Raw genomic sequence first — 15,761 nt, 5'->3', positions numbered from 1 at the left:
CGTTGTTTCAGCGATTGCCAAGATTATCAAGAATTGTTAAGTTCTCTTGGTGTAAGACTTTCAGAGGCATGAATTTTTGAATTTGGAATTGCTGATGACGAATCTACTTTCCCATGATAAGATGACTGGGTGCAGGTGCGTCTATGACCAGCGTGCCATGATTATCCCATTTCTTTGCTCCCGTTGACTTCTTTTTTGTCCCTCATCATCAGGTTATGATGTCAGAGTAATTCCGTGAAACCGCTATTTCTGATCGTTCATGTGTAATGTACGTTATTTCGTGGATAGCCGTAACAGTCAAGATTCCCGCACTACATCTTATTATTAATTAGACCAACCTATTGAGTAATACAAAGTCAATTCATAAACGAGTAGAAATAATGAGTAGAAATATCGAAACAATTTACCCAAGTTCATCTGGACTTTCACGGGGTCAAGAAGCAATGTGGTTAATCTACCAGATTGCTCCAGAAAACGTTGCTTATAATATATTTATTACTGCAAAAATTTATTCTTATTTAGAGATTTCTGTTGTCAATCGTGTATGGCAAAAAATCATTGAAAAGCACCCGATTCTGAGAACCATATATACCACTCATGAAGGCAAACCAGTTCAACAAGTTAATCAACAACTGAATTTTAGTGTTGAGGTAATAGATGCCAGCGAATGGAGCGAAGACCACTTAAGAGAGAAAATCTATGCTATAGCTGACACCCCTTTTAACTTAGAAAAAGATTCAGTTTTGAGGGTGAATTTATTTACTCTTTCACCAGAAGACCATATTCTCTTGCTCACAATGCACCACATCGCTGGTGATATGTGGTCTTTTAATTTACTGCTGGGTGAATTTCAAGCTGCATACACTAATGAAATCAAGCGAATTAGTCAAGGGCAGCCAGAAACAGTAGATTCTCTCAGTGAAAAAAAATCTTATGCAGATTTTGTCCACTGGCAGTCAGAAATGCTATCGGGTTCCAAAGGAGAAAAACAGTGGCAATATTGGCAAAAACAATTAGCTGGCGAATTGCCAATTTTGAATTTGCTCCCAGACAAACCCCGCCCCCCAGTCAAGACTTATGAGGGAGCCTCATACATTGTTAAGCTGGATGAACAGTTAATTGAAAAACTCAAGCATCTAGCTTTAGCATCTGGAACCAGCCTTTATCAGGTTCTGCTCACAGCATTTTACGTCCAACTTTATCGTTATACCAATCAAACAGACATCCTCATAGGCAGCCCGATGAGGGGTCGGACGGGTAAAGAGTTTAAAGAGATTGTCGGCTACTTTTCTAATCTGATCGTTTTAAGAGTTTTTGTCGAGGAGAATGCCACATTTACGGAACTTCTTGCTCAAGTCAGCAAAATAGTTAGGCAAGCTCAAAAGCATCAAGATTACCCATTTTCTCTGTTAGTAGAAAAACTCCAGCCACAACGCGATCCCAGCCGTTCGCCTTTCTGTCAAGTCAGTTTTACTTGGCAAGCACAAACTTGGTGTGAACAAAAGGAGAACTTATCCCCCAGTCAAGAACCAATGCTACAGATGGCTCCCTATTTACTTGGACATCAACGCGGTGCAGACTTTGATCTAAGTTTAATGGTAATGGAAGCAGCAGAAACCTTCCAACTAAACTGGCAATACAATACTGACTTGTTTGAGGATACTACCATCACACCCATGGCAGGGCATTTTGTGACTTTGCTAGAGTCAATTGTTGAAAATCCACAGCAACCAGTGTCATTGTTACCTTTACTCACACAGCGAGAGCAACATCAACTATTAGTCGAATGGAACAACACTAAAGCTGAATATCCCTCAAATAAGTGTATTCATCAATTATTTGAGGAGCAAGTTGAACGGACTCCTGATGCTGTAGCGGTAGTATTTGAAGGGCAACAATTAACCTATAATGAGTTAAATTGTCGAGCTAATCAATTAGCGCATTATTTACAATCTTTGGGAGTAAAACCTGATGAATTGGTGGGGATTTGTGTTGAACGTTCTTTAGAGATGATTGTGGGATTATTGGGGATATTAAAAGCGGGTGGTGCTTATGTTCCTCTTGACCCTGATTATCCGATTGAGCGTTTGAGTTTTATGTTAGAAGATGCTGCTGTTAAGGTGTTACTAACTCAACAGGAATTGATTGATAAATTACCTGAACATCAAGCGCAACTTATCTGTTTAGATGCTGACTGGACTATTATTTCCAAGTTAAGTAAGTCGAATTTAATTAATACTGTTACCTCCGAAAATTTAGCCTATGTAATCTATACTTCAGGTTCTACAGGATTACCCAAAGGGACTTTGATTCCCCACCAAGGACTGGTTAACTACCTTAGCTGGTGTACGCAGGCGTATAATGTCGAACAGGGAACAGGGACACTCGTTCACTCTCCCCTAGGTTTTGATCTGACGATTACTAGCCTTTTTTCGCCGTTATTGGTGGGTAATCAAGTAGAAATCCTGGCTGAAGACCAAGATGTTGAGACTCTAAGTAATTCTTTACGTCACCATTCTCACTTAAGCTTGGTTAAAATCACACCTGCTCATCTAGAGTTGCTTAATCAGCAATTATCGCCACGAGAGGCAGCAAGTCGAACCATGGCCTTCATCATCGGTGGTGAAAACTTGTTAGGAGAAAACATCGCTTTCTGGCAAGAATTTGCGCCAGAAACCCTGCTAGTCAATGAATACGGACCGACAGAGACAGTTGTAGGTTGTTGTATTTACCAAGTACCTATGGGGAAATACATTTCCGGTTCAATTCCTATCGGTCGCCCTATTGCCAATACACAGTTATACATACTAGACCAAAACTTACAACCAGTACCTATAGGTATCCCAGGAGAACTATACATAGGTGGAGCAGGATTAGCAAGAGGTTATCTCAACCGTCCCGAATTAACACAAGAAAAATTTATTCCTAATCCTTTTGACAATTCAAAAGTCAAAAATCAAAAGTCAAAATTATACAAAACTGGGGACTTAGCGCGTTATTTACCTGACGGTAATATTGAATATTTAGGACGCATTGACAGCCAAGTTAAAATACGAGGATTCCGTATTGAATTAGGGGAAATTGAAGCAGTATTAACTCAATATCCTCAAGTACAATCATCGGTTATTATTGCCCGGGAAGATACACCAGGAAATAAACGTTTAGTTGCCTATATTTTCCCCGAAAAAGAGGCAACACCTACCCCCAATGAAATGCGGCAATTCCTCAAGGAAAAGCTGCCAGAATATATGATTCCCAGTGCTTTCGTAATGCTCGAATCATTACCCTTAACACCTAATGGTAAAATAGACCGTCGCGCCTTACCTGCACCCGAACAAAATCACGAAAGAACGGATAAGTTTATTGCACCCCGTAACCCTATTGAAGAAATACTGGTAACAATTTGGACTGAGGTTTTAAAGGTCAAACAAGTAAGCATTAATGATAACTTCTTTGAACTAGGAGGAGATTCAATCCTCAGTATTTCCATCATCAGTAAAGCCAAACAAGCTGGATTAGAAATCACTCTTAAACAATTATTTGCCCATCAAACTATTGGCGAATTAGCAACAGTAACAGGGACAACAAATGCCGTCGGAGGAGAACAAGGATTAGTCACAGGTACAGTCCCCTTAACCCCCATTCAACACTGGTTTTTTGAGCAGAAACTGGCAGCAAAACACCACTTTAATCAAGCATTTTTGCTCTCAATACCATCTCACTTTCAACCAGAAATCTTGGAAAAAGTCTTTAGCCACTTACTAAAACATCACGATGCTTTACGCTTAAGATTTACGGAAACTGAGTCAGGTTGGCAACAGATTCACTCCTCTCCAACTGACAGCATTGCTTTCTCCTTAATAGACTTATGCACAGTCCCAGAAAGGGAACAACAAGCAGCAATTGAAAACACAGCTAACCAACTACAAGCGAGTTTAAATCTCTCAGAAAATCTGGTACAAGTGGACTATTTCTTCTTGGGAAGTAAGTTAGGAGCACGGTTACTAATTGTGATTCATCACTTAGTAGTTGACGGTGTTTCTTGGCGGATTTTATTAGAAGATTTACAGACAGCTTACCAGCTTATTAATCAAGGACAAACCCTTCAACTTCCAGCTAAAACCACCTCCTTCAAAGATTGGTCACAACGACTCACAAAATTTGCTCAATCAGAGGAATTAAAATCCGAACTAAGTTATTGGTTGAATAACGCTAATTCCTCAATTCCTAGCTTACCAGTAGACTATCCAGAAGGAGTGAACACAATTGCCTCAGCATCTCAGATAGTAGTATCATTAAATGCAACAGAAACTCAGGCATTATTACAAGATGTTCCTCAAGCTTATAAAACTCAGATTAACGATGTTTTACTAACAACATTGGTACTAGTTTTAGCCAAATGGACTAACTCGAAATCAGTCTTATTTAACTTAGAAGGGCACGGGCGAGAAGACATTATTAATGGTGTAGATTTAGGTGTGGACTTATCCCGCACTATTGGCTGGTTTACCACTATTTTTCCCGTAATTATTCACCTAGATAGCCTTGATGATTTTAGTCAAATTCCTGATAATTTAGGTCAAATTTTAAAAGCTGTTAAAGAACAATTACGGGCAATTCCTAACAAAGGGATTGGTTATGGTTTATTGCGTTATTTGAATGTTGATGAGGAAATTTGTCAGCAACTAGGGAGAGTGAAAGAAGCAGAAATTAGCTTCAATTATCTGGGTCAATTTAATCAAGTTTTTTCTCAATCTTCAGCGATACAATTAGCTCCAGAATCCAGTGGTCAAACTTGTAGTTTGCAGGGCGAACGTTCACAATTATTAGACATTAACGCCGTTATTACTCACGAAAAGTTACAAATAGATTGGACATATAGTAAGAATATTCATCGGCAAGAAACTATTGAGAATCTTGCCCAAGAATTTGTCGAAACTTTGCGAGCAATAATTGCCCATTGTTTATTACCTAAAAGCGGTGGTTATACACCAACAGATTTCCCCTTAACAAAAATTCACCAGTTAGAACTAGATAAATTGTTAGCAAATCTAGCCCTCAAATCCGAATTGGGGACAACTAACTGGCGAAATGTTGAGGATATTTATCCCCTATCTCCCATGCAAGGGGGGATGTTATTTGAGAGTTTATTGAAGCCTGATTCAGGGGTCTATTTTGAGCAAATGATTTGTACTCTTACAGGTAATCTGGAGGTGTCAATCTTCGAGCAATCTTGGCAACAAATAATAACAAAATATTCAATCTTTCGCACTGGTTTCCTCTGGGAGTCTTTAAGTCAGCCGCTTCAAGTGGTATATAAACAGGTTAATGTTACGCTTAAAATTGATGATTGGTGTTCGTTATCTGAAGAAGAACAACAACAGGAATTAGAGAATTTTCTAGCTGCTGATAGACAACAGGGATTCTCACTTTCTCAAGTACCGTTAATGCGTTTGAATCTCTTCCGATTGGGGGGGAATAGTTATCAGTTTGTTTGGAGTCATCATCATTTATTGATTGATGGTTGGTCGTCACCTTTAGTGTTTAAAGACCTGTTAGAATTTTATCAAACACTAGCTCAGGGAAACAGTTTAAGTTATCAACCAACTGTTAACTATCGTCATTATATTGCTTGGCTACAGCAGCAAAATCAAGATACAGCTAAGGAATTTTGGCGACAAAAACTACAAGGTTTTACCGCACCAACTCCTTTAAGGATAGACCGACTTTCACCTCAAGGAGAAAGAGGTGAAATTAGCTACGGAGAAGAGGAGATTAGGTTAACAGTAGCAGCAACTGCTGCCGCTCAATCTTTTGTGAAAAAGCATCAATTGACCCTGAATAATTTGGTGCAAGTAACTTGGGGATTATTACTGTCTCGCTACAGTGGGGAAGCCGATGTGGTTTTCGGTGCAACCGTTTCTGGTCGTCCTTCAAAACTGGTTGGTGTAGAATCAATGGTAGGTTTGTTTATTAATACTTTGCCAGTTCGAGTTCAAATGTCTTCTGAGACTGAATTGTTAGGTTTATTGAAGGATTTACAGACGCAACAGGTCGAGTCTGAACAATTTGCCTATAGTCCTTTGGTAGAGATTCAGGGATTAAGTGATATTCCGAGAGGTATGTCTTTATTTGACAGTATTGTTGTGTTCGAGAATTATCCAGTGGACACTCAAGTTTTAGAAGATAATAGTAATTTGACAATTTCTAATTTTCGCGGAGTTGAACAGACTAATTATCCTCTGACAGTTGTAGTTATTCCTGGTGAGCAATTGTCGGTAAGGTTGAATTATGATGGGAGTCGCTTTGAGCAGGATACAATTAACAGGATGCTGAGTCATTTTGTGACTTTACTTGAGGGGATTATTGCTAATCCGAGGGAGCGAGTTTCTCAATTACCTTTATTAACAAAAATTGAACAACAACAGTTATTAATTGACTGGAATAATACTCAAGTAGATTATCCTGCTGATAAGTGTATTCATCAGTTATTTGAGGAGCAGGTTGAACAGACTCCTAATGCTGTAGCGGTGGTATTTGAAGGTCAACAATTAACCTATGGTGAGTTAAATTGTCGAGCTAATCAGTTAGCGCATTATTTGCTTTCTTTGGGGGTTAAACCCGATGAATTGGTGGGGATTTGTGTTGAACGTTCTTTAGAGATGATTGTAGGATTATTGGGGATATTAAAAGCAGGTGGTGCTTATGTTTCTCTTGACCCTGATTATCCCCAGGAACGTCTAAGCTTTATGTTAGAAGACTCTCAAGTGAAAATATTAATAACTCAAGCAAAATTAGCCGAGTCTATTCCTGAACATCAAGCACAACTTATCTGTTTAGATACAGAATTGGAAAAAATCGCTCAAAATATCACGTCAAACCCTGAAAATAAGTCAGAACCAGAGAATTTAACCTATACAATCTATACATCAGGTTCTACGGGTAAACCGAAAGGGGTTTTAGTTAATCACGCTAATGTCGTGCGACTGTTTGCCGCAACAGACTCCTGGTATCATTTCAATTCCCAAGATGTCTGGACTCTATTCCATTCTTACGCTTTTGACTTTTCCGTGTGGGAAATGTGGGGGGCTTTACTCTATGGTGGACGGCTGGTAATAGTCCCTTACTTAGTGACTCGTTCTCCCGAATCATTTTATGAGTTATTGTGTCAAGAAAAAGTAACGATTCTCAATCAAACCCCTACCGCTTTCCGTCAGTTAATTCAAGCTGAAGAATCCTTATTAAGGGAGGTTGGGGAGGATTCAGCCACAGATGATGATTTAGGTTTACGTTTGGTGATTTTTGGGGGAGAATCTTTAGAAATCAACAGTTTACAGCCTTGGTTTGACCGACACGGCGACCAATTTCCCCAATTGGTTAATATGTATGGGATTACGGAAACTACTGTCCATGTTACCTATCGCCCCTTAAGCATGGCTGATGTCAATAGTACCGCCAGTGTCATTGGTCGCCCTCTTCCCGATTTACAGGTGTATTTACTCGATCAATATTTACAACCCGTACCCGTTGGTGTGCCTGGGGAGATGTATGTAGGCGGTGCAGGAGTGACAAGGGGTTATCTCAATCGTCCTGAATTGACCACAGAAAGGTTTATTTCTATTCCTTTTGATCCCCCCCTACCCCCCCTTGATAAGGGGGGAACTCAGGCGGGGGCAAGCCTTAATCAGGGAAAGACTCAAGGAGGAGCAAAATTGTATAAAACGGGGGATTTAGCCCGTTATTTGCCTAATGGCGAGTTAGAATATTTAGGGCGCATTGATAATCAGGTTAAGATTCGAGGATTCCGTATTGAATTAGGGGAAATTGAGGCATTATTGGCATCTCATCCCCAGATTTGGGAGACGGTGGTGCTAGTTTGGGATGATACGACGGGGGATAAGCGTCTTGTCGCCTATATCGTGCCCCAGCCCGAAATAACCATCATAATTGACGAAATCCGCCAATTTCTGAAAGCTAAATTACCTGATTACATGGTTCCTAATGCTTTCGTTATCTTAGCAGCCTTACCCCTCACTGCTAATGGTAAAATAGACCGTCGGGCTTTACCGCCACCTGAATCAGGTAGTGAAGCATCAGACAAATATGTTGCTCCTCGTACCCCTATGGAGGAAATACTGGCAACAATTTGGTCAGAAGTTCTAAAGGTAGAGAAAGTAGGCATCAATGATAACTTCTTTGAACTGGGAGGACATTCCCTGCTGGCGACTCAATTAGTAGCACAGATACGCGATCGCTTGGAAATTGAACTTCCCCTACGTCAGTTATTCAACTCAGCAACCCTAGCTGAATTAGCCCAGGAGATTGAACAATTAAAACAGAAAAAATCAGCCCCCATCGTTCCAGCTATTTTACCGAGGAAAAGAAAATGAATTACGAAGAACTACCCCTATCCTATGCCCAACAACGTTTATGGTTTTTAGATCAATTAGAACCAAACAGTCCTTTTTATAACATTCCCTTAGCCCTGCATTTAGAAGGACAACTCAAAGTAGATATCCTAGAAAAAAGTTTACAAGAAATTATTCAGCGTCACGAAGCCCTCCGCACCAATTTCCTCACCATTGACGGAAACCCTGTCCAAATAATCAAACCTGAAAGCAATTGGAAATTAACAATCGTCAACGGGAAAGAAAGCCAAAACTATCAAGAAGATAATGCGCTCAAAAAATGGCTAGAAATTCACAGCCATCAACCCTTCGATTTAGCCAATGACCCCCTAATTAGAGCAACCCTACTTAAGTTATCAGACACAGAACATTTCTTGCTGATTTGTCTGCACCATATTGTCTCTGATGGTTGGTCAATGGGGGTATTTATTCAGGAATTGACAACTCTTTATAATGCCTATACTAAAGGTTTAGAGCCTCATTTACCAGAGTTACCGATCCAGTATGCCGACTTTGCAATTTGGCAGAGGGAGTATTTACAGGGAGAAATTCGCCAAAATCAGTTAAATTACTGGCAAAAACAGTTAGCAGCAGCACCTGCCTTATTGCATCTACCGACAGATCGTCCAAGGCCGCCAGAACAACGTTTTGAGGGAGATCGAATCAATGGTATTCTTTCCCCAGAACTTAGTCAGGGGTTAAATAGGCTGAGTCGTGAACAAGGTGTCACCTTATTTATGACCCTCTTGACCGCATTTAAGGTTCTACTCTATCGCTATACGGGACAAACAGACATTTTAGTTGGTACTCCCATAGCTAACCGTACTCGTAGCGAATTAGCTGGGTTAATCGGCTTTTTTGTCAACACCCTAGTCTTAAGAACAGATTTAGCAGGAAATCCCAGTTTTAGCGAGGCATTAAAACAGGTACGAAAGACGGCAACGGATGCTTACGACCATCAAGATTTACCCTTTGAAATGTTAGTAGAAGCATTACAACCTGAAAGAAATATGGGTTATACTCCTCTATTTCAGGTGATGTTTGGACTAGATAATGAAGTTCTAAATGAAATGGATTTAGAGGGAATAAAAGCCACCCCTCAGCCTTTGGAATTTAAAAAGACTAAGTTTGATCTAAGTTTGTTTATACGGGTAAAAGAAGCTGGAATGACTGCAGATTGGGAATATAATACTGACCTATTTAATGGTGAGACTATTGAAAGAATGAACGGTCATTTTCTGACTTTACTTGAGGGAATTATTGCTAATCCGAGTGAGCGGATTTCTCAATTACCTTTGTTAACTAAATCTGAACAACAACAGTTATTGATTGACGGTCATAATACTGAGGTAGATTATCCAGTTGATAAGTGTATTCATCAGTTATTTGAGGAACAAGTTGAACGAACTCCTAATGCTGTAGCGGTGGTGTTTGAAAATCAACAATTAACCTATTCTGAGTTAAATTGTCGTGCTAATCAACTAGCACATTATTTGCAAAAACTAGGCGTAAAAGCTGATACTTTAGTCGGAATTTGTGTTGAGCGTTCTTTAGAGATGATGGTGGGATTATTAGGTATTCTCAAGGCAGGCGGGGCTTATGTACCGCTTGATCCTGAGTATCCCCAAGAACGCCTGAGCTTTATGTTAGAAGATTCTCAGGTGGAAGTGTTGCTGACTCAAAATAAATTGGTCAAGCTTCTAGCACAAAACCAGGAGTATATTGTCTGTTTAGATAGTGATTGGCAGAATATTAGTCAAGCCGATGAGAATAATCTTAACATTACGGTCACTCCCAACAACTTAGCTTATGTGATTTATACCTCTGGTTCTACGGGGCAGCCTAAAGGAGTTTATTGTAATCATCTTGGTGTTGTTAATCTATATACGGATTTTCAAACAAAAAAACCTTTATGTGTTGGCGATCGCTGTAGTTTATGGACTAGCTTAAATTTCGATGTCTCAGTCTATGAAGTCTTTTCAGCATTATTATCAGGAGCTACACTACACATTACTCCAGAATTTATTCGTTCTGATGCTTTTAAATTTATTAATTGGTTGTATTCTGAGCAAATTTCTAGTGCTTACATTCCACCTTTTATGCTAAACAATTTTTCAGATTATTTAGAGCAAGCAGTTAACCATATTTCTTTACGGAGATTGCTAGTAGGAGTTGAACCAATTAACGAGAAGTTGTTAATATCAATAAGTCAGAGGATTTCTGGACTGCAAATCATTAACGGTTACGGGCCGACAGAAACGACGATTTGTTCAACATTGTATTCGATTAAAACTGAAAGGATCAGCAATGGAAATACACCAATTGGTAAGCCAGTACAAAATACCAAGATTTATCTGCTGGACAACCAGATGCAACCCGTACCAATCGGTGTACAAGGGGAGTTACACATAGGTGGTGCAGGTTTAGCACGAGGTTATCTCAACCGTCCGCAGTTGAACGCTGAAAAATTTATTCCCAATCCCTTTGATAAGGCAAAAGGGAGTAAATTGTATAAAACGGGGGATTTATGTCGGTATTTACCTGATGGCAATATTGAGTATTTAGGACGGATTGATAATCAGGTAAAAATTCGGGGTTTCCGCATTGAATTAGGAGAAATTGAAACCGTTCTTAGTCAGCACAGCACAGTCAAAACTGCTATTGTTATTGCGAGGGAAGATGAGACAGAGCAAAAACGTTTAGTTGCCTACATTGTCCCCCAAGCAGAGGGAATTTCTGCCCAACAAGAGCAAAGTTTGCTTGCTGTTAATGAATTGCGGCAGTTTCTGAAAACTCAGTTACCAGAGTATATGATTCCTAGTGCCTTTGTCATTTTGGAATCCCTACCCTTAACGCCGAATGGTAAAGTTGATCGCCGTGCTTTACCTGCTCCAGACTTCCAAAGCGAAGAACAATACGTTGCGCCGCGTAATCCCATTGAAGAGATTTTGTCCGCTATTTGGGTAAAAGTCCTAAAAGTTGAACAGGTGGGTATTCACGATAACTTTTTTGAATTGGGCGGACATTCATTATTAGCAACTCAACTGATTTCGCACATCCGTAAGGCTTTTCAGGTAGAAATGCCCCTACGCGAGTTGTTTGTTGCCCCGACCGTCGCCGCATTAGCTCAGGTCATAAGACGAGTTTCGGAACAGGAAGAACGAACAGAACTCCCTATTTTACCCAGGGAAAAAGATGCAGAATTACCTTTATCTTTTGCCCAGACTCGTCTTTGGTTTTTAGATCAATTTGAGTCCAATAGTTCTTTTTATAATATTCCCCTAGCATTGCGTTTAGAGGGAAACCTTAATCAAGACGTTTTGATCCAGAGTTTAGAGGAAATTTGCGATCGCCATGAAGCCTTACGCACTAACTTCATTACCGTTGATGGTATCGCTACCCAGGTTATACAAACACGAAGCTGGACAGTGACGGTTGTTGATTTACAGCATTTATCTAGTAGCGAACAGGGAATTGCCTCCCAGGAGTTAACCCAAAACCACGCCATTCAACCCTTTGACCTAGCTAGTGAACCCCTAATCAGAATCAATTTAGTCGTGTTATCTGAAACGGAACACCTCTTGCTAGTCTGTATGCACCACATTGTCAGTGATGGCTGGTCAATGGGGATATTTCTTCAGGAATTAACCGATCTCTATAACGCATACATTCAAAATCAGCCCTCATCTTTAAAGCCGTTACCGATCCATTACGGTGATTACACTCTTTGGCAAAAACAGTGGTTACAGGGAGATATTCTGCAACGTCAATTAGATTACTGGCAAAAACAGTTAGCAGAGGCTCCCGCCTTATTATCCCTGCCCACAGACCGACCTCGACCTGCTGTACAGAGTTTTGCTGGTGCTCATCTTCCCTTTACCCTTTCCTGGGAATTAAGCCAAAAGCTCACCCAACTGACTCAAGAACAGGGTGTCACCTTATTTATGACCCTGTTAACCGCTTTTGATGTCTTACTTTATCGTTATACGGAACAGGAAGACATCTTAATTGGAACGCCTATTGCTAACCGTAATCGCAGTGAATTGGAAGGATTAATCGGCTTTTTTGTCAATACTTTAGTTTTACGAACTGACTTGTCAGGGAATCCTAGTTTTAATGAGTTATTAATTCGCGTTCGAGAAATGGCAATGGATGCTTATACTCATCAAGATTTGCCCTTTGAGATGTTAGTAGAAGTCCTACAACCAGAACGAGATTTAAGCCATGCTCCCCTCTTTCAAGTGGACTTTTTACTGCAAAATGAACCTCCATCTCAGTTAGAATTAATCGGATTAACTGCCAATCCCTTGTTAACAGAAAATGCAACGGCTAAGTTTGATTTAACGTTGGGAATGGAAAATACCAATACAGGATTAAGGGGAGTGTGGGAGTATAATACAGACCTGTTTGAGCGTAGCACCATTGAACGATTAGCGGGGAATTTTGTGACCTTGCTAGAAGCCATTGTTGCTAACCCTCAACAGCAAATTTCCCAACTGCCCTTGTTAACAGAGGTAGAGTCACAACAATTATTAAAAGATTGGAATGGGACGGAAAAAGATTATCCTTTCCATCAATGTGTTCATCATTTATTTGAAGAACAAGCAGAACGAACACCGAATGCCGTAGCAGTGGTATGTTCAGGTCAAGAATTAACCTATCAACAGTTAAATATTCAAGCCAATCAATTAGCCCATTATTTACAATCTTTGGGGGTAGGTTCAGAAGTTTTAGTTGGCATTTATCTAGAGCGATCGCTGTTAGTAATTGTCGGATTATTGGCCGTTCTCAAAGCAGGGGGAGCCTATGTCCCTTTAGACCCCGATTATCCCCAGCAACGGTTATCCTACATGGCCGAAGATGCCAAAATTTCCCTACTGCTAACCCAACAAAGTTTACTCAGCTCTCTACCCGTAGAAGATGTAGGGGTAATTGTATTAGATCAATCTGCCGAGATACTGACAGTTCAAAGTCTGGAAAATCCCGTCAGTGAAGTAGTACCAGAAAACTTACTCTGTGTGTTATACACTTCTGGTTCAACGGGTAAACCGAAAGGAGTGATGTTAACCCACGAAGCCTTAGTTAACCATAGTTGGGGCATTAGCGAAGTATTTGGTTTAACGGCAAGCGATCGCGTTTTACAGTTTGCGTCCTTTGGTTTTGATGTCGCGGCGGAAGAAATTTTTCCCACCTGGTTAAAAGGTGGCACAGTCGTCCTAAGACCCTCGCAAATGTTCCCAACCTTGACAGATTTTGCCGATTTTATCGAACAAGAAAGCCTAACGCTCTTAAATATTACTCCCGCCTATTGGCATGAATGGGCGATCGCCATTTCACAATCTTCTGCAACCGTGCCATCCAGTCTGCGGGTCGTCGCAGTGGGAGGAGATGCCGTGTTACCCGAAACCGTCAATATTTGGCGGCAATGGGTCGGAAAACGGGTTCAATGCATTAACGTCTATGGCCCCACAGAAGCGTCTGTAACAGCGATTGTTCACGATTTGCTGGATTCTCAGTCAGAAAAAATGAATTCAGTTCTGATTGGTCGTCCCATTGCCAATACAAAGGCTTATATACTGGATCAAAATCTGCAACCTGCACCCATTGGAGTTAAGGGAGAACTGCATCTCTGCGGTCTTCGTTTAGCGCGGGGTTATCTGAATCGTCCAGAATTGACGGCTGAAAAATTTATTGACAATCCCTTTGCTGATGCACCTTTCAATCGTTTGTATAAGACGGGAGACCTAGCCCGTTATCTGCCGAATGGTAGCATTGAATGTTTTGGGCGGATTGATAATCAGGTTAAAATTCGCGGTTTTCGTATCGAATTAGGAGAAATTGAGGCGATACTCAACCAACATCTTGATGTGCAGACATCCTGTGTGATGATTCGGGAAGACCTTCCAGGACAAAAGTATTTAGTTGCCTACATCGTGTCTCATTATGAACGGATACCGATGATTAGTGAACTACGTCAGTTCCTGGCGGGTAATTTGCCTCTTTACATGGTTCCTCAAGCTTTCGTTTTTCTGGAATCCTTACCCCTTACCCCTAATCGCAAGGTCGATCGCCGTGCCTTACCTGCACCGAATTTAGAAGGCAATCGCCGTGATCAATATGTCGCACCCCGCAATGGCATCGAAGAGATGTTGGTGCAAATTTGGACAGAGGTACTAAAGGTAGGGCAAGTGGGAATTTATGATAACTTCTTTGAAATTGGGGGACATTCCTTACTGGCAACTCAATTGGTGTCCCGTATTCGTAGTTTATTTAAAATAGAACTGCCTTTGCGGAGCTTATTTGCGGCGGCGACGGTGGCGGAATTAGCCCATCTCATTGGACAATTACAGCAACAAAACCTCACCTTAGCTGTTCCCCCCATTTTACCCCGAACGAAGGATGGAGAATTGCCCCTATCCTTTGCTCAACAGCGTTTGTGGTTTTTAGACCAGTTGCAACCCAATAGTGCTTTGTACAATATACCGATGGTATTGCGTTTACAAGGAAACCTCAACCAAGGGGCCTTGGAACGAAGTTTATGGTCAATTTGCGATCGCCATGAGGTATTGCGGACTAATTTTGTCACGATTGATGGACAACCGACTCAGGTTATTCAAACAACAAAAGAGAAAATATCAGTAGTTGAGTTGCAACATTTAAGCCTAAATGAGCAAGCAGAAAGAACACAGCAATTACGGCAAACACAAGCCAATCAACCCTTTGATTTAGCCCAGGAATCCTTAATCCGAGCGACTTTAGTGGTGCTATCCGAGACAGAACACCTCTTGCTAGTGTGTATGCACCACATCATCAGTGATGGTTGGTCAATAGAAGTATTTATCCACGAACTGACCACCCTATACAATGCCTATGCTCAAAATCAGCCCGCAAATTTAGCTCCCTTACCGATTCAGTATGCAGATTTTGCACTCTGGCAAAGACAATGGTTACAAGGGGATGTACTGCAAACTCAATTAAATTACTGGCAAAATCAACTAGCCGATGCCCCTGCTTTATTATCTCTGCCCACAGACCACCCCCGACCTGCGGTGCAGAGTTTTGTCGGAGCCTATCAAGAATTTTCCCTGTCCCCCGTACTCAGCAAAGCCTTGACTGAATTGAGCCGCCAACAAGGGGCGACATTATTTATGACGCTATTGGCTGCTTTTGATGCGTTGCTTTATCGTTATACAGGGTCTAGTGATATTTTGGTGGGAACTCCCATTGCTAACCGTAATCGCGGTGAAATTGAGGGTTTAATCGGCTTTTTTGTCAATACTTTAGTAATGCGGGCGGATTTAGCCGATAATCCAAGTTTTAGTCAGTTATTAACCCGTGTTCGGGAAGTGGCAA

Annotated in this window: 2 protein-coding genes (1 of these 2 only partly in view); both read left to right on the top strand. The window is 40.9% G+C overall.

The genetic code is table 11. The features are described 5' to 3' along the window. The first annotated feature begins 380 nt into the window (after positions 1 to 380). Positions 381 to 8,390 carry an amino acid adenylation domain-containing protein gene (locus KA717_23185; GenBank protein UXE58893.1) on the top strand — a complete coding sequence of 2,670 codons (8,010 nt, stop codon included), beginning with the start codon at positions 381 to 383 and terminating at the stop codon, positions 8,388 to 8,390. Next, positions 8,387 to 15,761, top strand: partial view of a non-ribosomal peptide synthase/polyketide synthase gene (locus tag KA717_23180; GenBank protein ID UXE58892.1) — the 5' portion only. Its footprint extends 6,704 nt past the window's final position; 7,375 of the gene's 14,079 nt are visible here — the first part of the coding sequence; the start codon lies at positions 8,387 to 8,389; its stop codon lies off the right edge, out of view. The genes KA717_23185 and KA717_23180 overlap by 4 nt, the downstream gene beginning before the upstream one ends.

Source organism: Woronichinia naegeliana WA131 (assembly GCA_025370055.1).
In the GTDB taxonomy this organism is placed as follows: Bacteria; Cyanobacteriota; Cyanobacteriia; order Cyanobacteriales; family Microcystaceae; genus Woronichinia; species Woronichinia naegeliana.
This window is presented reverse-complemented; position numbering and strand designations above follow the sequence as displayed.

Coding starts and splice junctions, on each gene's coding strand:
- KA717_23185 (UXE58893.1), top strand. CDS start 381: ATGAGTAGAAATATCGAAACAATTTACCCAAGTTCATCTGGACTTTCA.